Source organism: Thermoactinomyces mirandus (assembly GCF_013868055.1).
In the GTDB taxonomy this organism is placed as follows: domain Bacteria; phylum Bacillota; class Bacilli; order Thermoactinomycetales; family Thermoactinomycetaceae; genus Thermoactinomyces; species Thermoactinomyces mirandus.
Genome location: NZ_JACEOL010000067.1, coordinates 15,601 through 39,338 on the forward strand (window position 1 = coordinate 15,601; position 23,738 = coordinate 39,338).

22 protein-coding genes and 1 pseudogene are annotated in these 23,738 nt (G+C 43.8%); all 23 read left to right on the forward strand.

Going from position 1 to position 23,738, the window contains the following annotated elements:
* Positions 1 to 40 precede the first annotated feature (40 nt).
* The 23 genes and pseudogenes from yfkAB to H2C83_RS16405 all read left to right on the forward strand — a co-directional run bounded on the left by yfkAB (position 41) and on the right by H2C83_RS16405 (position 23,235).
* The gene (yfkAB, locus tag H2C83_RS16295) at positions 41 to 1,174 is read left to right on the forward strand and encodes a radical SAM/CxCxxxxC motif protein YfkAB (RefSeq protein ID WP_246333974.1); all 1,134 of its coding nucleotides are present in this window, start codon (positions 41 to 43) and stop codon (positions 1,172 to 1,174) included.
* Between the two features lie 324 nt (positions 1,175 to 1,498).
* Positions 1,499 to 2,173, forward strand: a complete 675-nt coding sequence (bluB, locus tag H2C83_RS16300; RefSeq protein ID WP_181742243.1) for a 5,6-dimethylbenzimidazole synthase — start codon at positions 1,499 to 1,501, stop codon at positions 2,171 to 2,173.
* A 93-nt stretch (positions 2,174 to 2,266) separates the two neighbouring features.
* Positions 2,267 to 2,473 carry a hypothetical protein gene (locus H2C83_RS16305; RefSeq protein WP_181742244.1) on the forward strand — a complete coding sequence of 69 codons (207 nt, stop codon included), beginning with the start codon at positions 2,267 to 2,269 and terminating at the stop codon, positions 2,471 to 2,473.
* Positions 2,474 to 2,561: 88 nt separating this feature from the next.
* Positions 2,562 to 3,254: a DUF3891 family protein gene (locus H2C83_RS16310; RefSeq protein ID WP_220184237.1), complete on the forward strand. Its 693-nt coding sequence runs from the start codon at positions 2,562 to 2,564 to the stop codon at positions 3,252 to 3,254.
* A gap of 22 nt (positions 3,255 to 3,276) precedes the next feature.
* A pseudogene (locus H2C83_RS16315) lies at positions 3,277 to 3,673 on the forward strand (VOC family protein).
* A gap of 486 nt (positions 3,674 to 4,159) precedes the next feature.
* The gene (locus H2C83_RS16320; protein ID WP_181742246.1) at positions 4,160 to 5,077 is read left to right on the forward strand and encodes a hypothetical protein; all 918 of its coding nucleotides are present in this window, start codon (positions 4,160 to 4,162) and stop codon (positions 5,075 to 5,077) included.
* Complete coding sequence (srtD, locus tag H2C83_RS16325) at positions 5,074 to 5,685, forward strand: class D sortase, LPxTATN-specific (RefSeq protein WP_246333975.1); 612 nt, start codon at positions 5,074 to 5,076, stop codon at positions 5,683 to 5,685. The genes H2C83_RS16320 and srtD overlap by 4 nt, the downstream gene beginning before the upstream one ends.
* 31 nt (positions 5,686 to 5,716) lie before the next feature.
* Positions 5,717 to 6,625 (forward strand): conjugal transfer protein, encoded by a 909-nt coding sequence (locus tag H2C83_RS16330; RefSeq protein ID WP_181742247.1) that lies wholly within the window; start codon positions 5,717 to 5,719, stop codon positions 6,623 to 6,625.
* Position 6,626: 1 nt separating this feature from the next.
* The gene (locus H2C83_RS16335; RefSeq protein WP_181742248.1) at positions 6,627 to 6,890 is read left to right on the forward strand and encodes a hypothetical protein; all 264 of its coding nucleotides are present in this window, start codon (positions 6,627 to 6,629) and stop codon (positions 6,888 to 6,890) included.
* Positions 6,887 to 7,285, forward strand: a complete 399-nt coding sequence (locus tag H2C83_RS16340) for a TcpE family conjugal transfer membrane protein (RefSeq protein ID WP_181742249.1) — start codon at positions 6,887 to 6,889, stop codon at positions 7,283 to 7,285. Before H2C83_RS16335 ends, H2C83_RS16340 begins: the two co-directional genes overlap by 4 nt.
* Positions 7,282 to 9,786: an ATP-binding protein gene (locus tag H2C83_RS18395; RefSeq protein WP_181742250.1), complete on the forward strand. Its 2,505-nt coding sequence runs from the start codon at positions 7,282 to 7,284 to the stop codon at positions 9,784 to 9,786. Before H2C83_RS16340 ends, H2C83_RS18395 begins: the two co-directional genes overlap by 4 nt.
* Positions 9,787 to 9,825: 39 nt before the next feature.
* A complete protein-coding gene (locus H2C83_RS16350) occupies positions 9,826 to 11,286 on the forward strand; it encodes a CD3337/EF1877 family mobilome membrane protein (protein ID WP_181742251.1) in 1,461 nt (486 codons plus the stop codon).
* A 53-nt stretch (positions 11,287 to 11,339) separates the two neighbouring features.
* Positions 11,340 to 11,918 carry a hypothetical protein gene (locus H2C83_RS16355; protein WP_181742252.1) on the forward strand — a complete coding sequence of 193 codons (579 nt, stop codon included), beginning with the start codon at positions 11,340 to 11,342 and terminating at the stop codon, positions 11,916 to 11,918.
* Positions 11,902 to 13,053, forward strand: coding sequence for a peptidoglycan DD-metalloendopeptidase family protein (locus tag H2C83_RS16360; protein WP_181742253.1), 1,152 nt, complete (start codon positions 11,902 to 11,904; stop codon positions 13,051 to 13,053). The genes H2C83_RS16355 and H2C83_RS16360 overlap by 17 nt, the downstream gene beginning before the upstream one ends.
* Before the next feature lie 68 nt (positions 13,054 to 13,121).
* Positions 13,122 to 15,731 carry a helicase HerA domain-containing protein gene (locus H2C83_RS16365; protein WP_181742254.1) on the forward strand — a complete coding sequence of 870 codons (2,610 nt, stop codon included), beginning with the start codon at positions 13,122 to 13,124 and terminating at the stop codon, positions 15,729 to 15,731.
* 81 nt (positions 15,732 to 15,812) lie between these two features.
* Positions 15,813 to 16,115, forward strand: a complete 303-nt coding sequence (locus H2C83_RS16370; protein WP_181742255.1) for a hypothetical protein — start codon at positions 15,813 to 15,815, stop codon at positions 16,113 to 16,115.
* A 152-nt stretch (positions 16,116 to 16,267) separates the two neighbouring features.
* Entirely contained in the window at positions 16,268 to 17,347 is a 1,080-nt protein-coding gene (locus tag H2C83_RS16375; protein ID WP_181742256.1) for a type III polyketide synthase, read from the forward strand.
* A complete protein-coding gene (locus H2C83_RS16380) occupies positions 17,347 to 17,916 on the forward strand; it encodes an isoprenylcysteine carboxyl methyltransferase family protein (RefSeq protein ID WP_181742257.1) in 570 nt (189 codons plus the stop codon). The genes H2C83_RS16375 and H2C83_RS16380 overlap by 1 nt, the downstream gene beginning before the upstream one ends.
* A gap of 307 nt (positions 17,917 to 18,223) precedes the next feature.
* Positions 18,224 to 20,188, forward strand: coding sequence for a BglG family transcription antiterminator (locus H2C83_RS16385; RefSeq protein WP_181742258.1), 1,965 nt, complete (start codon positions 18,224 to 18,226; stop codon positions 20,186 to 20,188).
* 18 nt (positions 20,189 to 20,206) lie between these two features.
* Positions 20,207 to 20,665 (forward strand): PTS sugar transporter subunit IIA, encoded by a 459-nt coding sequence (locus H2C83_RS16390; protein ID WP_181742259.1) that lies wholly within the window; start codon positions 20,207 to 20,209, stop codon positions 20,663 to 20,665.
* A 16-nt stretch (positions 20,666 to 20,681) separates the two neighbouring features.
* A complete protein-coding gene (locus tag H2C83_RS16395; RefSeq protein WP_181742260.1) occupies positions 20,682 to 20,987 on the forward strand; it encodes a PTS fructose transporter subunit IIB in 306 nt (101 codons plus the stop codon).
* A 19-nt stretch (positions 20,988 to 21,006) separates the two neighbouring features.
* Positions 21,007 to 22,017 (forward strand): PTS fructose transporter subunit IIC, encoded by a 1,011-nt coding sequence (locus H2C83_RS16400; RefSeq protein WP_312853948.1) that lies wholly within the window; start codon positions 21,007 to 21,009, stop codon positions 22,015 to 22,017.
* A gap of 36 nt (positions 22,018 to 22,053) precedes the next feature.
* Positions 22,054 to 23,235 (forward strand): MalY/PatB family protein, encoded by a 1,182-nt coding sequence (locus H2C83_RS16405; RefSeq protein ID WP_181742261.1) that lies wholly within the window; start codon positions 22,054 to 22,056, stop codon positions 23,233 to 23,235.
* The last annotated feature ends 503 nt before the right edge of the window (positions 23,236 to 23,738 follow it).

The following is a 23,738-nucleotide window of genomic DNA, read 5'->3' on the forward strand; positions in this document are numbered from 1 at the left end:
CAAGGATGCCTTTGTGATGAATGAAAAGGAGACTGGAATCATGAATCAGAGTGAACAAAAAGTGAATACTCCGGAACGGGACCTCTGGGATCCGTTGTATACCAAGGTGGAGAAAGGCAGATATGAGTTAACCAGTGTTGAATTTACGGTCACGCATTTGTGCAACCTTCGCTGCGAACATTGTGCGGTAGGTGAGGATCTGGCGGAAAAAGAGGGAACGCCGCTACCTGTTGACGAGTTGCTTCGCAGTCTGGATGAAGTGGAAACATTGCAGACAGTCAGCTTTACCGGCGGAGAACCGATCCTGAATCCGCAAGTAGTCAGGGGGCTGATCCGTCCCTTGTTGAGATACTGCAGGGATCGCGGAATCCGTACCCAGTTGAATTCAAACCTGACTTTACCTCTGTCCAGATACCTGGACTGGATTGAAGACCTGGATGTACTGCATATTTCTTACAATTACCGGAATGATGAAGACTTTTACCGGATTGTCTTCAAGAATTACGGGAAAGAAGTAAGCCCCTGCACGGCCTCTGCCTTATACCAGCAAATGGTTGATAATGCTTGTGAGCTTTCCAAACTGGGTGTTTTTATTTCGGCGGAGTCCTTTTTAAGCCCGTTTACTTCTCCGCATATCGTAAAAATGCACCAGGCGATTGTGGAAATGGGTTGCAGACGGCATGAAGTCAATCCCCTGTACCCCAGTGACTTTGCGAGAGGCATGAAACTGCTCAGTCTTGATGAATTGCGAAGTACCATATGGGAACTGGTAAACCACCGTAATCCCGACATATGGCTTCTGTTTGGAACGCTGCCTTTTTATCCCTGCAGTGAAAAACAGGAAGATCGCGATTTGTGGCTGAGGCTTCATCAGGAACCCGGAGTGACGGTTCGCCAGGATCCGGATGGCCGCTCCCGGTTAAATGTCAATGCCTATACCGGTAATGTCATCGTGACGGATTTTGGGGATATCCCGCCTCTTGGGAACATTCGTCAGGACCGGTTAAGTGACATTTTTGAACGCTGGCTGGAACATCCTGTGGCAAAAAAAGTTCATTGCTTCTGCCCTGAAGCGCATTGTACCGGACCTAACCTGTTAGTGGCCAATGAATATTATCCGGACTGGAATTTTGCAGAACGAAATGCAAAAGTAACCGTTGAATCAAATTTCTAATTTGCAACCGCCCGGATTTTGATAATTTTCCTGAAGGCGGTTTTGAAAACAGGATCTGCTCGGGAAGAAGGCATCAAGGCGCTCTGCTACTCCCTTTCAGGCAGGTTCGAAAACCGTTTCACCAACTGGGTCTCCCGGTGAACTCTTCCGTTTTGGAATAGGGTAGAGGCACATCCCTTCGCTTCTGAAAGATGCTTTCCCAGACTTTACCGATCTGTTTGGAAATCGTCATGAAGTTTGTCTATTCTTATAGAAAAATGTACCTTTTAATGAATATAATAAATATGACAGTATTTATTTTGGCTTTTACAGGGGGGCCTTTGTTTGAGTGAGACCTTTTCAAAAACGGAACAGGAAGTCATTTACAGAGTCATTCGCGCACGTCGGGATATTCGTCATTTTCAAAGAAATCCTGTTCCGGAGGATGCCCTGGCAAGAATCCTGGAGGCAGCCCATTTTGCGCCTTCCGTAGGATTTATGCAACCGTGGAACTTTATTTTTGTCAGTTCTTTGACATTGCGACAACAGATTAAAAATCAATTTATTGAAACCAATAAAAAACAACTGGAACAAATTAGCGAGCCTGAGCGCCAGAAATTATACAGGGAATTGAAACTGGAAGGCATCATGGAAGCTCCGGTCAATCTGGCAGTAACCTGTGACCGGAACCGCGATGCTCCCTTTGTACTGGGGAGAGGCCCGATGCCGGAAACCGATTTGTTCAGCACCTGTCTGGCGATCGAGAACATGTGGCTGGCAGCCCGGGCCGAGGGAATTGGAATTGGCTGGATAAGCATCCTGAACAGGGAGAAAGTGGGAGAACTTCTGAAACTGCCGGTTGGTGTCCGGTTGGTTGCTTATCTGTGTATCGGTTATCCGGTCGAATTCCGGACCAGGCCATTGCTTGAGGAAGTAGGCTGGAAATCACGGCTGGATCTGTCACAAATGGTTTTTGAAAACGAATGGGGAAATCATATGAAATGGTCCAGTCAGGAATAACCTGTTGTGGCAAATGACAAAAAGCCAAATTTCTCTTATACCGGAAGTTTGGCTTTTGCTTTTTAAGATTGGTCAGGAGGAAAAAGAAAAAAGATGGATGCATTTACGAGATTTGTCCGGGAAAATGTGGATCGCCCGCAATCGGTAAAAGCCGAAAGGGTCCTGGTTTTACCAAAAGAACTGGAAAAGGAATTTGAATACTATTGCCGCAAACGGAATCTCAGCTTTAATGAAGCAGTCGTAATGCTGTTAGAAAAGGCCGTTCAAGACGGACGGAAAAACACAAGTCACCGGGAATGAAAAAGACAGACCGGATGCGGACGGATTCATGAATGATGCCTTATGGGGAAGCGTCTTATACAAGGCAGAACCAGGAGAGGAGTCTGAAATGATTGTAAGAAAACGGGGGAATTATTTTATATTGGTTAAACAGCATGACCATGGGCTGGTTGCAGGGGAAATTGCCGCCCATATCAATGAACCGATCCAGCCTCTTGCCAAAACGCTGTTTGCTATTTCCCACCATGACGTCGGCTGGGAAGAACTGGATCAAACCATTCGGTGGAATGAAGAAAAAAACCGCCCTTATGACTTCCAAGATTATCCCCTTTTGCCCAAACTGGAGGCGTACACGCAGGGAATTGCCCGTGTAGTCGCCAATGATCACTATGCCGGTTTTTTATGCAGCAAACATTATGCATCTTTTTTTACCAATGAGACGGATCCGGCGGCCCGCAGATTTCGTGAACAGGAACTGACAAGGCAGCATCAGTTGCGGGAATATTTCACCCAGACAGAAGAAGAGAACATTGCCCGCAATTTCCGGCTGCTGCAGTTTTGCGACAAGCTGTCGCTGTTTATCTGTCTCAGTGACCCGGGCGAAAACAGAAACCTTTGGTATGAAGACGGCATATTCTATCAGGGGAAACGATACCAATGGATTTGGGAAGACAGGCATCGGTTGCGGATATCGCCGAATCTGTTCATCCAGTCCTTTACGCTGGATATTCCATATCAGCTTGTTGATGCATATCGCCGCCTGGTCGGAAGCGAAACGTATACGCTGCAAGTTTTGGTGTAAAAGGTGCAAAGGGAGTCTATTCATGAACGTAAGCGGATTTGACCACATTACCCTGAGAGTGAGTAGTCTGAAGAAAAGTCTCCCGTTTTACCTCGGCCTTTTGGGGATGAAGCTGGTGCACAAAGGTCGCACAGATGTTTATCCCCGAGTGGAGAGATGTCTGGATTTGCCTGTTGGAAAGAACAGAAGGCCAGATCCGGGAGAGTGGTCCCGGGATGGATCATATCGCCTTTTCCATTAGTGAGAACGATTTTTTTCAGGCAGTTTCCCGTTTGCAATTGCATCATGCCGATCTGGTGAGAGAACCGGCTTTTCGTGGCGGGGGCTGGTCGATTCAGTTCAGGAATCCGGACGGAATTATCCTGGAGCTTTTTACGGGAAATTTAGAAAAAAGAATGATGGATTGGACATCGTCATAAATCAGATATCTGCCGGCAAGTGGAGTGAATGTCTGCATAAACTTTTGTTCAAACGGCTGCCGCTTTTCTGCCAATTTATTTATGTGATAGGGAAAGCGGCTTTTTTTATATTTTATATCTAAAAATTTAATTATATAAAAATAATATTTTGATAAAGGGACTGTTTTCAATGAATAAATTTATATCGCAGACCTGTTTAAAAAGGCTTGAATGCATGGAAAAGATTAAATAGAAATTCTTCGTATTGACAAAAAAATTGTGCTGGCAAATTTTACGGAATTGTGTTGAAATAAGTACGATTTATGTAATATTATAGGAAAAAGGAAAGGTGAAAACGTTAATTTTAATGGAGGGAAGAATGCCAGAAATCCTGTCATGATACAGAATCATCCAAGCGGTACTAAACCGTAAACGGGTTTTATGAAATAAGCTTGTTAAGAAGGTAATTTTCTTTCAAATCAAAGAAGCTTTACAGGAGGGATTTCAGTGAAAGATCCCAAACAAATTTTAGAGTCGTTTCGAACTGACATTCATTCGCAGAACATTTATTCAAGCCTGTTAAGGCAGTTTGATCTTGAGTATCCAAATTCAAAAGGAAACCGTCGCAAACCGCAGAGGTCTCTCGGTAAAAACATGAACCAGATGGCAGCTGCCTTGTCCGTCTGTCTGGTTACAGGCTTGTCAGCAGGAATAGGGTCGGCTTTTGCAAACAGTGAAATAGGTCCAGTGCAGCCTCCACTTGACGAAGCACCAAGCAAGGCAAACGTGAATGTTGAAAAGCCGCAGGCAGAAAGCAGGGAACCGGAGAGAAAGCTGCCGGAACATCCGACTGACCTGGAGAAGAAAGAAGAAGCTGAATCCAGAATCGATGATCAGCAGGAGAAGAAGCAACAACAAACAGAAACAAAAGATTTTCCCCCGCTACAAAACATTCCTCAGGAGATAGAGAAGACCACCAATAACGAACAGCAGGAAAGACAGTCGGAGAAAGAACCGGAGCAAGCCGGTAACCTGAAATCACCGGAAAACGTACCTGCAGATGCAGAATCAGGACACCGGAAAGAACTGGAACAGTCCACACGGGCCGAGTACCGGCAACAGGAAGAAACCGTTCAAAACAGCAAAGAATCTGTAGTGACGAACGACAAGGCACCGGCCGAAGAGAAACAGTATTCACCGCCAAAGGCGGCAAACAAGGGTGTGGCGGCTGCTGCCACCAATGAAAAAACAGCTGCAAATGACGGACAGGACAACAAGGAGCAGCAACAGATCCCGCAAACCGTCCAGGGTGGGGTTTTGCCTGATACAGCCGGTGATGATTTGAATGGTGTGCTGCTTGGCGGGGCTGTTGCACTGCTCGGGTCGGTCTACACCCTTCGCAAGAACAAGGTGGAATCATCTTGAAACGGGATAAAGTGATTGCTCTGATTTTTATTACAGCAGGCATTTTTTATGCCGGTTATTCAGGCACAAATTATTTATTGCAATCAAAGCTTGTGAACACTTCTACAGAAGCAGATACAAAAGCAGATACAAAGCTTGCGGAAGCCGGCAGCGGCCAATCGGAGGCAAATGACTGGCTGGTTGTCGCCAGGGAACACAGGCCGGAAAAAGGGGATCATTTTGCGGATTTGATTATTCCCAAGCTCCAGGCAAAAATGCCTGTTGTTGAGGGAACGCATGAAGATGAACTGGAAAAAGGGGTGGGGCACTATGCGGAAAGCGTGCTTCCGGGAGAACCGGATAATACCGTCTTGTCGGGCCATCGGGATACCGTGTTTCGCAAAGTAGGCCAATTAAAGCCAGGGGACCGGTTACTGGTTCAAACAAATTACGGCAAATTTGAATATATAATCACCAGAACATGGATTACCACGCCAGATGATCGTACTGTAATCGTTCCACACAAGAAACCGGTACTTACTTTAACCACCTGTTATCCGTTCACATATGTCGGGCCGGCTCCAGAGCGATATATCATCCAGGCAGAGCAAATGAAAAGAATCGAGTAGCAATTGTAATTGATTCATAAGGAGGAGAAAGATGGAACGGCCGATCGTTCGCCGCAAGATACCAAGGATTTTGTTTTGGCTGCTGATTATATATACGGCTTTAAGCACAACGGCAGTCCTGGCCATTCAATTCGGCCTGATCCAGATGCCGTCCCGCAATTTGGAGACAGCCGAACAGGCACCCCGGGAAAGTGACAGAGTGATGATCAGCGAACTTGCATTTGCAGAACAGTTTGTACGCGAATATCTTTTTTGGACACAAGGAAACGAGGATTCGCGGGCGGCACGATTAAAACCTTTCTGGAAGCCGAATATGGATGTTCAGGGAGGGCTTGATTTCAAACAGGTGGAGTGGAATTCCTATGCCCGGAACGTTGATGCCTGGTCGGTGAAAGAAAGAGAAGACCAGTCCGGGGTCATTGAAGTGACGGTTTATGCAGAGACCATTCTCAGTCATGTAAAGAATTCCAATGAGCAAAAAAGAGTTGATCGGTATCTGGTTGTTCCCATTAAAAAAGCAGGCGATTCCTATCTTGTTGCGGGTTTTCCCCGCTTCATTGCACCGCCGGTTGCCAAAATGCCGGCAGAGCAGGAGGAAGACAGGAAGGATGTTCAGGGAGAAGCGGTGGATAGTCAAACCCGCCTGGAAGTCGAACAATTTATGAAGTCTTTCTGGAAGGTTTATACTACTGGCGCTCCTGAAGAAATTGCCTATTTTAAGAAAAACAGCAAGTCTGTGTCCGGTTTGACAGGAATGATGTCATTTCTGGAAATGGATCAGCTCAATGTTCGTCAGAATCAGGGGGTATATGTGGCTGAGTGCAATGTATTGCTGGAAGATTTGGCGTCCGGAGCAAAATTTACCAATCATTATCTGTTCAAGCTCGTAAAAGAAGGCGGGCGCTGGTATGTATCAAGTATGGAACAAGGAGAGATTTAAAGTGATGACCTCTTATTTGATGACACTCCTGGTTGCGGGACCAGGTGAAAAACTGCAGGAGGCTGTCGGATCGGAAATTGGTTCATTGTTTTTTTTAGCCGTGATTTTTATTAGTTTGACGCTGTTCTGGAAGAGGGCGTTTACAGCGTTTATCGGTTTTGCACTGTTTGCGATGCTGGTCAGTGTCTTTATTTTCCAGCCGGAGTTGATTTCTTCATTGGGTTCCGACGGATTTCGCTGGTTGTTTGAGGCATACCTCAAATGAAGCAGATACGGGTTTATGATCAGGTTTTCCGTATTGAGAAAACGGTTTATTCCCTTCAGGGAATTCATTTACCACTGCCGGTTTCGTACCGGCAGATGGCATTTTTCGTTGGAACCTTGATTTTGATGGTGGTTTTAAACAAGTTTCCCCCCATAAGCTGGATCGATTTTTTTCTGGTTAAATTTGTGGCAGTTCCAGCTGCGGTTTCGTGGTTTTTCACTCGTAAAACATTGGATGGCAAAGCACCCCATCGATTTATATTTCGATGGATCGAGCATTTTTTCAGTCCTCATCATTTTGCGCGTTACAAGGAAATTGAGAAACCAAAGAACAATTACTACCAGTATGAAGGGGAAGTAGCCTGCCGCTTTGCAACCAGGAGGGATCAGCCGTGACGCGCATACCTTTTCCGGTAAAGTATTTTGAAGACAATCTGGTTTTTGCCCAGGATGGAGCGGTTTATGCTTATTATGAGTTGCAAACGTTCAACTATGATTATCGGTCGACGGATGATCAACTCAGCCTCCATGGAAATCTGGAGGCTTTTTATTGGAATATTAATGCCGAAACCCATGCGCTGGTTGTTCCTGAGTTCCAGAGTCTGGAGGAACAGCGCCAGGCGATGGAAGCAGGTTTATGCAGCGATTTGAAAGAGGCGGGCAAAGAACATATTCGCATGGCTATTGAGCATTTGTACGGCAAAGATGTGCATCAATATCGCTTTTTCATGGGGGTCAAGCTAAAGCCGACATCGGTAAAGGGGCTTTCTTTCCTCAAGGAGATCAGCTATATATGGAAAGATTTTAAAAGATACCTGAACAACCAGGCCGGGACAGATGCCCCCGAAATTTTTGAAGAGGAAATTCACGCCTATCGCGTGCAGGAAGAATTGATTTATTCCAGGGTAAATGGTTATTTGCGCGCCAGACGGGTCGATACAACTGATTTGGAATGGCTGATCCGTCGGGGTTTTTATCGGGGAATCGGAGAAACCCCGCGCCGAAAAAACTGGAAACCGAAAAAAATTCCGGTTGAAATCAAGGGGAAAAAAGCGATTCGTCCAGGCAGAGATATTTTAACATTGACGGAAGGACGATTTGACGATTCGCACGGACGCAATCTAATTGTCGAACAAGTTGCAGGAAGAGAAATCAAAAAAGGGTATATGGCCTTTTTGACACTTTCCCATATCCCCGATAAAGCGCCTTTTCCGGGAATAGAGTGGATATATAATCTGCAACGACTTTCATTCCCGGTAGAGGCATCTGTCCGGACGGAAACGATTGAATACAGCAAGGCATTGGCACAGGTACTTAACAAGAAAAAAGAGTTGAAAGCGGAAGATGAACACGCGACGGAAAGCGGAGTAGAAACCTCTTATCACATTTTGCACAGCCGCCATGATGCCAATGAATTGGAAAGCAACTTGCGCACAGATAAATTTCCGTTGCTTACGACCTCTGTTTTATTGTGTGTTTCTGCTTCCTCTCTGGAAGAACTGAATTTAAGAATCCAGCTGGTAAAGGATCTGTACAGCGACATGATGATTCAGGTTGAAGTTCCCTTTGGGGATCAGTGGAGAGGCTTTAATGAATTCATTCCGGGGGCAAAAAGAATCATAACTGATTATGTACACTACATGGACCCGGCGGCAGTGGCTGCCAGCATGATGGGTGCCACGAGGCAACTGGGAGACGGGAAAGGGCACTTCATCGGTATGTCCAACAATTTACCTGTATTCTTCCAACATGATCGGGGCCCGAAAGATGAAAGGCTGAGTACTACTGCTTCTGCGGCATTTATCGGTTCATTGGGAGCCGGGAAATCATTGGGTGCCAATTTGTTGGCTTATCAGGCTCTGTTAAACGGCGCAAAAGTGCTTATTTTTGACCCGAAAGATGAACGGGCCCACTGGGCGGATGTCTTGCCTGAATTGAAAGGCATGACCCGTGTCGTCACATTGCGTGCCAGCCTGGATGACCGCGGGAAACTGGATCCGCTGGCAGGGGTTACGAAACCGGCAGATAAGCTGGCTGCTGCAGAAACAGCCAAAAAAATCCTGCAGTTTTTGGCCCGGGCCACAGATGGCACCTATGAAGCGATCGTAATTGGCAAGGCGGTCGACCAGGTGTTAAATCAGCCTGAGCCATCCATGATGAAGGTGTTTGACTATTTGCGCCAGAGTTTGAAGGAAGCTCCGGAAAAAAGGCAGGACAGTCTGGAAGAGATTGTCGATGTATTAAGTTATCTGGCCACTTCCGGCCAGGGGCAATTGCTTTTCGGGGATGGCACACAAAAAGTGATTGACCTGTCCATGCGTTTGACCATCCTGCAAATTGAAGGCCTGAAATTGCCGGATGAAAGCCAGACGGATTACGGTCGCATGGCTATTGCGTTAATGATGGCAATTTCCGATTTTTCCCGCCGTTTCTCCAACCAGTCTTCCAGCGAGTTTAAACTCGTCCTGTTTGATGAATCATGGCGGTTGGCAAAAGTTCGTGAGGGAAGGGACATCCTCGAAGAGCTGGTGAGAACGGGCCGCAGCAAAAATGCCGCCATTTACCTGATCAGCCAGAATGCAAAAGATTTGCTGGGAGAAGAAATCCGGTCGAATCTGGGATGTCGCTTTGTCTTTCGGTGCCGTGATGTTAAGGAAGCCGAAGCGGCTTGCCAAATCCTTGGAATTGAGTCAAATGAAGAGAATATCGAAACAATTCGAAGCTTGCCAACGGGAACCTGTCTGATGTCAGATTTGGAGAAGCGAGTCAATGAACTTGAGATCCGTGTGTTGGAAAAGCGTTTGTTGAACGCATTTGATACCCGGCCCGGGTCCCGTCAGGAACAAGGCGGTTCACGCCAACCCACTCTGCATGACAAGGTTCATTCTGTCCCGTAAAGGGGTTTCCGATAAAGAACAAGTGAAGGAGACCTGCTCATGATTGGAAGAAAAATTTTCATACTATTCCTGGCTGCCTTGCTATTCCTGGTCGGAATTGTTGGAAACAGTAACATAGCAATTGCCGCCGAAGAACAGGAAAAAAATTCAGAAGGATACAGTCTGATCAGTGATCTTTTAACCATTTTTCCCGAGGACCAGATCGAAAAAGCGGAAGCAAAAGGCTATGAAGTGAAGTTTTCAAAATACCAGCCAAGCCAGTACAATCTGGAAATCTTTACGGAAGAAACCTCCTTTTATGAATTGGATACCAAACTGTCAAACCAGGTGTATATCCTGATTAATGAATTTAACAACTTTATTTGGCAAGCCTTATTGTCATGGAATTTTACGGTGATTTTAATCGTTGAAAACGCATTTTCTCTCAATGTGGTGGATCAGTTTGCAGATGCAGTCGAAGAAGCGGTTCAGCAGCTGGCCGGTTTTAGCGGAAGCGGTTATGGCAGCACCGGGTTGATGGGGAACTTTTTGACCCTGATGATCATTATTGCCGGAGCGTGGATTGCTTACAAGGGACTGATCAAAAAGAAGACAACAGAAGCGCTGGGCGGAATGCTTTCCAGCGTTTTGGTCCTGATGCTGGGACTTGTCTTTTTTGCCAATGCCGGTGGGGTTATGCAGTATCTCAATGAAATCAGCAGTGGTTTGAGCCAGGAACTGATGGGGGTCGGGATTGAGTTTCAGGAAAATCTGGAAGAGGGGGAAGTCAATTATCCCGCCGATGTTTCATCGCTGGTTGTTTCCGACAAGCTTTACAACATGATGGTATATGAACCTTATCTGATGCTGCAGTATGCCAAAACCTCCAGCGACCCTGAGCTGACCCAGGGAAGGATTCAGAAAATCCTCGCTTTTAAGCCAGGCAGTACAGCGAGACAAAACATGGTGAAAGAAGAAGTTAAAAAGTTCAATAATCCGATGGTTACCACAGAAGGGGTCTTTCAGCGCCTGACCTTGTTGATTTTGCTATGTGTTTCCCACTTTATTCTGGGATTGTTATTCTTATTCATTGCCGGAGCCATGATCGTTTATCAGTTTTTGTTCTTGCTCATTGCCCTGTTCGCGCCATTCGCCTTTTTGATGGCCCTGAATCCGGCCTGGTCCAGTGTTGCGGTAAACTGGTTCAAGAAGTTTGTCGGCTACCAGCTGATCAAATTGATTATTGGCGTTTTTTTCAGCATGTTGCTTACCATCTCCCAGTTCCTGTATACGATGAGTCCGCCAGATAAGGTTGGTTATATCTGGACTATCGCTATCCAACTCATCCTGGTCATTGGTGTCATATGGAAACGGGAAGAACTGTTCAGCATCATGAAAGCACCAATGGGCAAAGGAGACAGTTTCAAAGGCGAGTTTAACATTCAAATGCCGATTGATTACATGACGAAGTACACACAAAGTCTGGCGTCTAAAGCTAAAAAAATCAAATTGAGAAGGTAGCACAGGAACTGGCCCAACTGGCCCTGCGTTTTTAAAAGTGGGAGGGAATAGAGTTGTTTAACACAGACTTGCCCAGTGGACGCCGTCGACTTTTTGTTTTGATCCTGTTTGTTTTCATTGTAGCCGGTTTTTCCGTCAAATATCTGCTCATTCATCTGGGCTGGGTAGGAGATGGAGGAAATACGGAAGTTGGGGCCAAGGCGGAAAATTCCAAAAACATGGTGCCCGTAAATGAACCCGACATTCCCGCCCTGTCGCAAGAAGAAATACAGCGTGTGCAAATTACGGCAAGAGCTTTTGTTCGTGCATATGTGACCAGAACTTCCGCTGATTATGATGGATGGCTCCGTTCACTCAAACCTTATGTTACGGATCAATTGTTTTCTTTGCTTGAAGAGGAAGCGAATTATTTTGAGTCTGGCGGCCAGACACCGACAAGCCGGTTTAAACAGTTGGGCAGGATCAATTGTCAGGATGATTTGGGAAAAGTCGGCTGTCTGGCTGAAATGGTTGTCGAACAGGATGAAAACGGGAAAAAAATTCCCATTGAGCGTGTGTATCAACTCACTTTGATTAAAGAAAAAGGGGAATGGTTAATTGAGGAGGTGGAGGTACGTGGAAGCTTCGACTAAAATCAGCCTTTCCACTGCTCGCCGCCGTCCGATCCGTCCTGAAAAAACGCTTTCCGTTAATATGAAATTGGTTTTATTTGTAAGCATTTTGGGATTTGGCGGTTTGCTTTTCTTTTTGGTTGCCATGTTTGGAACGGTTTTTATCAGCCTCTTTTCACTTAATTCTTCCGAAAACGGCCAAATGGGGAGATGGGTAGTTGCGGAAGGTTTTCCCGAGATAGCGGAAAAATATCTGCCCATTTATCAGGAGGCTGGAAAAAAGTATGGTGTTCCGTGGCAAATACTGGCGGCCATTCATAAAGTGGAGACGGATTTTGGCCGGAACCTGAGTGAGAGTTCCGTCGGCGCAACAGGTCATACCCAATTTATGGATAAGACCTGGTTGGGCTGGGATTACCCGGGAGGTACGAAATTGGGTGATTTGCCTGATTCCATTGACATTACAGACCCGAAATTGATTGAAGCCTATGGGGGATATGGAGTTGACGGAAATAAAGATGGCAAAGCCGACCCTAATGATCCGGTCGATGCAATCCATGCAACCGCCAATTATCTGGCAGCAAACCATCAATCAGGAGAAGACTGGTTCGCCCGCGGGGGACCTGTCTGGCAATACAATCGTGATTACGAGAATTATGTATTGAAAGTAAAAGAATATGCCGAAACCTTTGCCAAACCGGTATATGCCTCCGGGTCCCGTTTCTCATCGGGACAGTTTATATGGCCGGTAGAGGGCGGCACGATTTCTTCTTCCTTTGGACTCCGGTTTCATCCGATCAAAAAGGTTTATCGCAGGCATGAAGGGATCGATATAGCAAAACCAGCCGGTTCTCCCATCGTTGCGAGTGATGGCGGGGTTGTCGTGGAATCGGGACCATCCAGCGGATATGGCTGGACAATTGTCATCGATCATGGCAATGGATTCCAGACCCTGTATGCCCATATGTATCCGCAGGATGTAAAAGTCCATGTCGGGCAGGAAATATCAAAAGGCCATGTCATTGCCCTTGTCGGATCCAATGGCTGGAGCACCGGCCCGCATTTGCACTTTGAGGTTCGTAAAGACGGGCAGGTAATCGATCCGATGATGTTATTGCCTTCTTCAAAAAAGTTAAAGGAAGAAGGTCCGGAATAAAGAAATTGACTATATAACTCTGGTATTACCGATAAATGTCTTGTAGTAATAAGAAAGGTGGGGTTGGTTTGTTTCCTTGGAATAATGTGCCTAAAGGCGGAGATCATCAATTAAGTCAGGTTGCCAAGTGGTTTTTTTATCTGATTATCGGCTTTGTATCCGTTATTGGCGCATTGTATTTGTGGAAATTTCTTGCGGATTTGTTCGGGGAAAAAAACGAAGCGGAAAAAGCGACCGACTGGATTTGGAATTTGTTCGGGTCGGCAGCAGATTTTTTCCTGGCCGCGCTTCCCTGGCTTGTTCTGCTGGGCATTGTTGTTCTGATCCTGGCTTATGCAAGCCGCTGGTCCACGAAATCCCATTATCGGAAACGCGCGATAAAGGGAGCAAAATATTTGCGCATCCTCCCTTCACACGACACAAAACTGGATTTGGACAAAATCTCGGAATTGACCCGAACCTTCGGGAGCATGATCCGTCCCTTGCGGATACGAATCCAGTATGGACGTCCCTGGTTTCGCTGGCGGTTTGCAATTCCGGAAGGAAGCAATCAGATCGGGATCTACCTGGCCTATCCCGAGGATAAGGAAAACAGTGTGAAGGATACCTTGCGAAGTGTTTATCCTTCTGCTGAGTTGCACGACATCAGCAGTGAGGATTTCCCGGGCCCGACCAGGGGAGGAATTGGGGGCCACTTCATTTTCAAGTTCAAAAAGAAAGGTTATCCGCTCACTTCCCTTATGCAAACAAAACAGAGTCAGCTTGGCAGTATTCTGAACAGCCTGCGGCCGGGAACCTATATGGATTTGCAATTTTCCCCCGTAAGCTGGCGCGCTGTGGAAGAGCGTTCCGGAGAGGCACGCAGTCTCCTGACAAAAAAGAAACATAAAAATATGGGACCGGAAGAGCGGATTCGCCGTGCCGGTTTGATCCAGCGCCTGACCGGTCGTGAATTGTCTTTTCAGGTACGTCTGTCAGTCTGGTCCAATCATGAAAATGCTGAATCGGTAGTCCGGTCAACAGCAGAATCGATCCAGACAACTATGAAGTATGACGGGGAAATCTGGTTTATTCGCCAGCGCTGGTGGAATCCGATGAAAGATAACAATCTGGTGCCGATCCCCTGGCCGTTTACGCTGATGGCCTGGACTTCGGATGAACTTGCAACGTTGTTTCACTTGCCGCCGGCTGATCATTACATTTACCAGCCTCCTCAGGATGACGGGCCCAATGCTCGCGGTTATGTAGCTCATCTGTTTGAGAATCAACGGACCTTGGATAAGGATGAATTGCGGGAAGGCGTTTTGGTCGGGAAACTGAAACATCCTTTTGACAAACGGGAAGTACGGGTCAATTTTGATCAGCTGAACAAGCACTTTGTTTTAACAGGCGCCAGCGGAATGGGAAAATCGAGTGTCGCCATAGACATGATCCAGTCACTTCTGGATGAATGGTTTGACAATCCTGATGAATGTCCCGGATTCACAATTATTGACCCGGCGCGGGAGCTGGTGGCAATCATAGAAAACCGCTTGCGGATTGCTGAACAGTTTGGGGTCAGGTTTCCCAAGGAAAAAATTCACCATTTGAATTTGTCATTTGATGCTACTCATATTCCCGCTTTAAACATGCTCTATCAGCCGGAAGGACTGTCTGCCGGCCAGGTTGCCCAGCAACTGGCGACGATTCTGATTGATTCGGAGATCAAGGATGAGTCGATTGAGCGGTCGAGACGGCTGGTGGAAATTGCCGTGCAAAGCCTGCTGGAAGATAACCAGACGCATACACTGTTGGGAATAGACGATCTGTTCCGGAACCTTGCTTTCAGGAACAAAGTGATTCAAAATGTACAGGACCCCTATATCAAACGGTTCTGGGCAAATACAGACGAACAGGAAATCAAAAACGAAGTGGAACCGGTTTTGCACCGGCTGGACCAGATTATGCAGAACCCGGCCCTTCGCCGCCTTTTCTGCCAGAAAGGCTTGAGTTTGGACCCCAAAACTTATATGGATGAGGGGCATATTGTCCTGATCGATACCTATGGCCTGAAAAATTACGATTTGCGCGTTACGGTCGGTTATTTGTTAAACCTCTATTATCAAATGGCGAAAAAGCGCACATCTTCATCCAAATTCCATCTGATGCTGATCGAGGAAGCGCATATGCTTCAAATTCCATTGATCACGGAAATCCTGCAGGAAGACCGGAAGTACCCGTTTGGAATTGGCCTGATTACGAGAGAAATTGACCATTTCGAGAATTACGACTTGATGCAGGCCATCCGCTCCAATATCGGAATGGTAATCAGCTGCGGCCAGACAGAAGGTTCCGATGAAGTGGAGAGCCTGACGCGCAAATATGTCAAATCCAGTTTGGTAGAGTCGTTGCCTGAACGGAATGCAGCCGTCTATATTCGCACAAAACGGAAAATGCGCAGTGACGTAACCACTTGTGTGGTATCCAATGAACCCCCACGCGTATTTCGCCCTGACGGAAAAGAGGCAGATCACAAGAGCGGAGAAAAAGATGAAGCGATGAACTGGGGATTGGACTGGGGACTGGAAATTCTGCGCAATGCCAGGGAGACTCGCTTGATCGAACAGGTAGACCAGGAAATTTCCGATTACATGGATCGAACCCTGTATTATCATCCGCCTTCGGAAAATGCCAATTGATCAATTGCAAACATCAGTTGAACCGGTCCTGCCAATGGATCGGTTCCTCTCCATTTTTTAAGGCAGAGAGGAAGACCGAAATTGGGAAAACTATTGAAAGCAATTTTTGGCTTTTTTACCAGTTTGATTCCTTTTATTGAGACCTTGTTTTTATCATTTGTAATAGGCAGATACCTTCATTCCACTTCATTAAGCATTGTCATATTTATCGCTTTGATATTTACTTCATTCATATGGCATTCTCTGTTCAAGGCCATTGCCTGGGCTGTGATGGTCTATTTGATGGTTACGGTTTCTCAGTCATCGGGAGTTGTTTTTGCTGTCATTTTGGCCGTCGTTGTGGGGGGAATCCGCTTTGTGCTGGAAAAAATCATCCGCCGCTAAAATATTCGGAAAGTGAACGGTTCAGTTATCGCAATCAGGAAGGTTTACATCCATCCTTTGTAAAGGGTGGATATTTTTTTGGTCTTTGCATGTTTTGGCGATGAATGGAAAAAGATACTTCTTAAAAAGTTATTTATTCAGGAGTGACATTCATGCCAAAAATTCTTGCCGTGGGAACGGCGATCCCCCCGTACCCGATCAGACAGGAAGAAGCAAAGCAATTTGCGCGGAAAATGTTTGCGGATTCTTTCTCACAGGTCGACCGTTATCTGCAAATCTTTGAAAATACGTCCATTCGCTGCCGGTACCTGAGCAAACCCCGGACATGGTATGAACAGGGACATCCTTTTGTCGAAAAGAATAAGGCATATTTCGAAACGGCCATTGAGCTGGGTGAACAGGCGGTCCGTCGCTGCCTTAACAAAACGGGAATGGCGCCGGAAGAAATTGACCACTTTGTTTTTGTTTCCACAACGGGATTTTCCACACCCAGTATAGACGCATATTTAATCAATCGCCTGTCGATGAAAAGAGATGTGAAGCGGACTCCGGTCTGGGGATTGGGCTGTGCCGGCGGAGTGGCAGGACTGGCACGGGCTTGTGAATATGCCAGGGCAAATCCGTCAGAAAAAGTATTATTATTGGCAGTTGAATGCTGCAGTTTGACGTTCTGTTCATCAGACCGTTCCAAAAGCAATCTGGTGGCCACCTCGCTGTTTGCCGACGGGGCGGCAGCCGTTTTGATTGGCGGGGAGAATGTAGCGTTGCCGGATAAAAACAGGATTTTCCCCAAAATGATACATACACAAAGTTATTTATGGCCGGATTCAGAGGATGTAATGGGCTGGGAATTTACAAGTGAAGGTATGAAAGTGATTTTTTCCCGGAGCATTCCCGATCTGGTGCATGCGGATGTGATGCCGGCAGTACAATATTTTCTGGCAAAAACGGGCACGGATTTGTCGCAGATCGAAGTATTTATCACCCATCCGGGCGGAAAAAAGGTGTTGGATGCCTACCATCAAGCCCTGCACATCCCGCCTGACTGTTTGGCCCTGTCCTATCAGGTATTGAGAGATTACGGCAACATGTCATCTGCCACCATTTTGTTTGTTCTGGAACGGGAGTTGGAAAAGTGTCATGCCGCTGGAAGTTATGGGTTAATGTCTGCACTGGGACCCGGATTCAGTTTGGAATTGGCTTTATTGCGCTGGGACAAGGAGGAAAAGTGATGGCTTCATGGGGGCTTTGGCTGTTGTGGATTTGCGTGATCGGACAAAGGATGATCGAACTGTCGGTGGCGAAACGGAATGCACGCTGGATCAAAGGGCGCGGCGGAGTGGAATATGGACAAAACCACTACCCTTGGCTTGTTCTGATCCATGTCCTGTTTTTGGCTTCGATCCTGGCGGAAGGATTGCTGCGGGATAACCAGCCGGAGTCATGGAGATGGATTCCGTTGCTGCTTTTTTTCGCCGTGCAAGGATTAAGAATATGGGTGATGCGTTCGTTGGGAAACTGTTGGAATACGCGAATCTATGTCATTCCAGGAACAAAACCGCAAAACAAAGGGCCATACCGGTATCTGAGACATCCCAATTATGTTGTGGTAATCCTGGAATTTGTTTTGCTGCCGCTGGTGATGGGGGCTTTTGTCAGCCTGTTTATTTTTTCGACCATAAACCTGCTCTTTTTATGGTTTGTCCGGATTCCGGCAGAGGAAAAAGCATGGCAGATTTATGGGGAAGAAATGGATGAAGCAATGAAGAAAAAACGTTTCCTGCCTGTTTTTTACAAATGAAAAATTGTGGGATTTAGGCGCCCTTGGATTGACCCTGTCATGTTGATCTGGTCATCGGGTATCTGTTGAAAACGCTTGATTGAGGAAATCAAGTTAAATATCGCATATCGCTGGTTTGCAGGGCTTTACCTGACAATTCCGGTCTTCATTATTCCACTTTCAGCCAAAGGGGTTATTAAGTCTCCTCCGGTTTGAACACCGGATTCAACACTTCTCCTCGATAAGCAATTTCCGCTATCTAAAGGAAGAATTTTCCCTGTGAAACTATTGATCATGCAATTAACCTTAGCTTAGGGGGTGTACAAAATTGCCCTTATATTTGACCGCCAGAATGACGGAAATTATTAAAATACTCTCCTCTACAAATGAATTTGTAACAAGTAATGAGCTCGCAAAAAAGCTGGGGGTGACTTCCAGAACAATACGTGAAGACATAAAGATAATAAATGACAAAATAAATAAATACGGAACTCAAATTATATCTAAAAAAAGCAAAGGGTATAAATTTTTCTTTGACTCGGAAGAACAACGTAACATGTTATTGAATCAGGTCGAGACAGAAAGACTTATGTTTGACGTTAATTTCGTTGCACTAGAAGACAGAGTCCGATTTATTATCCAAAAACTTTTGTGTTCCAATAAAAGCATAAAGCTAGAATTGCTTGGTGATGAATTATATGTAAGCGATTCAACGATAAAAAAAGATTTAAAAAGAGTAAAGGAAATTTTAAATCAATACAACATTGCAGTGGTTAAAGACAACAAAGGCATAAAAGCCAAAGGAAATGAAATAAATATGCGATTCTGCATTTCCGATTACTTTATAAACGGTGGGGAAATAGAAAATATCTTTATTATTAAACTTATTAATAGTTTTGGAAATCACTTTTCTGATGAAGACATGAAGAAAATAAAAGAAATCATTCTCAATCAATTGGACAAAAATAACATAGAAATTACTGATGAAACATTGAATAAAATTGCAATTCATATCCTCATAGCAGTTGGGAGAATTAAAAATGGTCAGCCTGTCAGTTCAATAAGAAACATAGAGTATCTAAAAAGTAAAGATGAATATGAAATAGCAAAAAGAATTAACCATTTTATTGAATCCCATTACCGTGTCAAATTTTCTGAGCAGGAAATTGCGTACACTACTTTACATCTGGCAGGGAATCGACTTGGACAAAAAGAAAAAATCCTGTTATCTGATTTGAAACTGTTTTTGGGCGATGATATTTTTCGGTTATCTGTTGACATTGTTGAACAAATCAAAATTGGCTTGAAGGGATTGAACATATATGAAGATGATAAACTGATTTATAATCTCGGTCTACACCTTAAACAGTTAGTGATGAGACTCACCTATAATATGAACATCAGAAATCCCCTGGTAAACAAAATTAAAATACAACATCCTTTGGCTTTTGAAGCTGGAGTTATTGCAGCCCACTGTGTGGAAAAAGTAACAGGTTTTCAAGTGAATGATAATGAAATCGGATTTTTGGCTTTACATTTTGGTGCAGCGATTGAAAGACAGCGGATAATATCAAACTCAAAGAAAAAGGTTGCTTTGGTATGTGCTTCAGGTATGGCGACATCTGAGTTGCTCTTAACCAAGCTGTCTCATGTTCTGGATAATAATTATAACCTAATCGGAGTATATGCCTTGCATCAGCTAGATCAACTGTTAAAACAAAACCCTGATCTTATCTTGACAACTGTACCAATTGGTAGAAAACTGGATCTTCCCGTTATTCACGTACCATCAATTTTAAATAACAGAGATATCTTGGAAATTCAACATTCATTAAGAAATATTCATAACAAGAAAAAAACAATCAGCCAATTCTTTAGCAAAGAATTGTTCTTTCCAGGCCTGAAAGCAAAAACAAAAGAGGAAGCTTTGGAATTTCTGACAAGTACAATGATTCAGATGGGCTATATAGATACAAAAACCAAAAACTCGATTCTGGAACGTGAACGCATATCACCAACCTCCATTGGAAATACAGTTGCTATCCCGCATCCAATGAATATGGTTTCAACTCAATCTTTTATATGCACAGCAATACTGGATAAACCATTAAAATGGTCGTCTGGTGAGGAAGTAAAACTAATAATGATGATTGTTTTGGAAAAAAGATTGCAAGCAAAATTTCAGGAGATATTTGAATCGCTATATGATATCATCCAATCGCCTGAAAATGTTCAAACTTTGTGTAAGAAAAGAAACTTCAACCAATTTCTGGCATCCATCGACTCAATTTAGTAAGGAGAATAATCATCAATGTACCATAGGGAAATAATAAATGAAAGTCTGATTAAATTAAATTTTCATGCCAATACAAAAGAAGATGTATTAAAAGAAATTGCTGATATCGCTTTTAATGCCAAACGCGTGGAAAGTGCAGAAGCTTATTTCAATGGAATGCTGGAAAGAGAAAGAACATCAACTACCGGATTTGGTGGCGGGATCGCCATACCCCACGCAAAAATTGATGCAATTCTGAAACCCACCATTAGTGTAATAAAGCTGAGAGAAGCTGTGGATTGGGAGGCTATGGATGATAAGCCCGTACAGTTAATAATTGCATTGGCTGTACCAGCAAATCAGGAAGGAACACTTCATCTTCAATTATTGGCAAAATTGTCAGAGAATCTGATGGAAGAAAAATTCACAGGTTCTTTGCTGTCAGCAAAAACAAAGAATGAAATATATCAAATAATCACCAGTATTTTTGAATAAAAGGAGAGGTTCGATCATGAATATTGTAGCAGTAACTGCATGCCCAGCAGGAGTAGCTCATACGTATATGGCTAAAAAAGGACTGGAAAAGGCCGCTAGAAAGCTGGGATATAAAATCAAAGTAGAAACGCAAGGCTCAATGGGAATTGAAAATAAAATCGAAGCAAAAGATCTGGAAAAAGCTGATATAGTGATTTTGGCAGTCGATACAAAAATTGAAAAAGCAAGCAGATTTGATGGTAAATTCATTCACGAAGTTCCAGTAGCAGCGGCAGTTAAAAATGCAGTTAAAGTTATTGAAGACGCAGTAGCAAAACTATAGGAAATGGTGGTGAAAAACTGTGTGGAATAAAGCTAAAAAACACTTGATGACAGGTGTTTCTTATATGATTCCTGTCGTTGTGGCAGGTGGTATTTTACTTTCACTGGGAGTAATCATTGGCGAAAAAACAGCTGTAGGTGAACAATTAGTTAACTTTGGTGTTTGGACTTTAGGTTTAATGGTTCCAATGATCGCTGGTTACATTTCCTATTCCATTGCTGACAGACCAGGTATTGCCGTTGGCTTGGCAAGTGGTGTGTTTGCAGCTGAACTGGGCACTGGTTATATTGGCGGTATTTTAGTCGGTTTTTTTGCAGGTTGGATTACGAACCAGTTGAAGAAAATACCGATGCATACAAATATCGCTGTAATTAAACCAATCATGATTATACCTGTACTAGGTATCGGAGCATCAGCAATTTTCATGTGGCTGATATCCATTCCATTAGCTCCAGCAATGACCGGTTTGGAAAACTGGTTAAATACAATGAGTGGAAGTAATCTGTTAATCCTTGGATTTATTATCAGCGCCATGATGGCATTTGATATGGGCGGTCCAGTAAACAAAATCGCTTTGGCATTCTGTTATGCTACCCTTGCTGAAGGGATCTACGCTCCGATGGCAGCGTGCTGGATTGGCATTATGGCTGCACCATTCGGGTTATCTCTATCAACGCTATTATTTCCTAAAAAATTCTCAAAATCCGAGAAAGGTAATGCAATTCCAGCAGCATTGATGGGGTCGTTAGGAATTACGGAAGGGGCTATCCCATATGCTGTTGCTACACCGCTAAAAGTAATTCCAGTCATTACAATCGGATCTGGTATAGGTGGTGGAATTGCATTATTGCTTGGAGCAGAAGCACCTATTCCTGCAGCAATCGGTATCTGGGGTCTGCCATTTGTACACAGTCCATTCATGTTATTATTGGGTCTTATTATAGCTGTAGTTATTATAGCTTTTACTGTAGGATTCCTGCGTAAAGAGAGCGATATATATGATAATGAGGATGCAGGTTTATCATTTTAGATAATATTAACCTATTGCTGTAAAGGAGGTGATTCCTTGAGTATTAATTTTGATAAAGTAGTTAATAGAAAAGGGACTTACTGTACACAGTGGGACTTTGCAATAGACCGTTTTGGCAAAAGCAACGTTCTCCCTTTCTCCATATCAGATATGGATTTCCAGAGCCCGCCAGAGATTTTACAGGCCATAGAAAAGTATGTGAAACATGGTATATTTGGCTATACAAGATGGGATCATAATGCATATAAATCAGCTATTATACATTGGTACAAATCTCGTTTTTCAACGGATATTCCCGCCGGGTGGATTGTTTATAGTCCGAGTGTTATTTATACAATTTCAAAATTAATAGATATTTTAACGGATAAAAACGACCAAATTGTTTTACACTCACCTGGTTATGATGCTTTTTTTAAACAGATATCCGCGTCTGGCAGGGAAATGGTTGAAAATCCATTAATCTGCAAAAACGGTTTTTATTCAATTGATTTTGATTTGTTGGAAAAGCAGTTATCCAACCCTAAAGCAAAAGTATTACTTTTTTGTAACCCGCATAATCCTACTGGAAGGGTTTGGAACAAGTACGAACTGCAAAATATCGCAAACTTATGTGAGAAGCATCATGTGAAAATAATTTCCGATGATATTCATATGGATATTGTTTATCAAAATCATAGCTATACACCGATTACCGGTATAATTGGCAATCCAGACAACGTATTTATCTGCACGTCTGCAAGCAAAACGTTTAATATACCCGGCTTAGGTGGTTCCTATGCATTTATCCCTGATAAAAAGATAAGAAATTCGTTTTTATCAATCATGAAACAGCGTGATGGCATATCAAATGCAATGATATTTGGAATGCTCTCTGTTATTTACGGATACAATCACTCTGCCTGCTGGGTAGATGAATTAACAGCGTATTTATATAACAATATGAAGCTTGTCTCCAAATTCATAAAAGAAGAGCTTCCAAATTTGTCATTTAACATGCCTGAGTCTACATATCTTGCATGGATAGACTGTTCCAAACTGCATGCATCGGATGCTGAAATACAGAATGCGCTAGTAAACACAGGCAATGTTGGTATCATGTCAGGATGTACTTATCATGTGAATGAAGGAAAATTTTTACGTATGAACATCGGTTGTCCCCGGACGAAATTGATTGATGGACTGAAAAGATTGAAGAAATCTGTTATCACAATTGAATAGTTTTGGAGCAGTGATCTGAATCTGAACATGTACAACCTGGTACTACAGTTGTATTTATTCACAGCATAAATGTACTTAGAGTTAACGGCTTTATCTCTTCGCCTGAGTCAGGGACCCTTAGCTTTGAAAATAGATATACACATTCAATAATAATATCATAATTCCTGTTAAGATAAATAATGCTTTTGTAAGATACCAAGGAAGAAAAGACAAAATCAATAAAAAGAGCTCACCTAAAGGATTACCGTAGACATTTGGTCTTTCTGATTTTTTACTGGATCGAATTCCAATATATATAAATAATATCCCTAATACTGTCAAAGAAATATACACCCAAATCATAGATCAACAGTCCTTTCTGTTTTTCTTAAGGCAATCTAACCAAAATTACGCAAAAGTGGAAATTTATTTTTTATAAAGGGAAGCAATTCGTAATAGTTCCCGTTTTACTGAACCCCTGAGCCCCCAGACAAAAGCTAATATTACAGTTGTATTTATGAAAA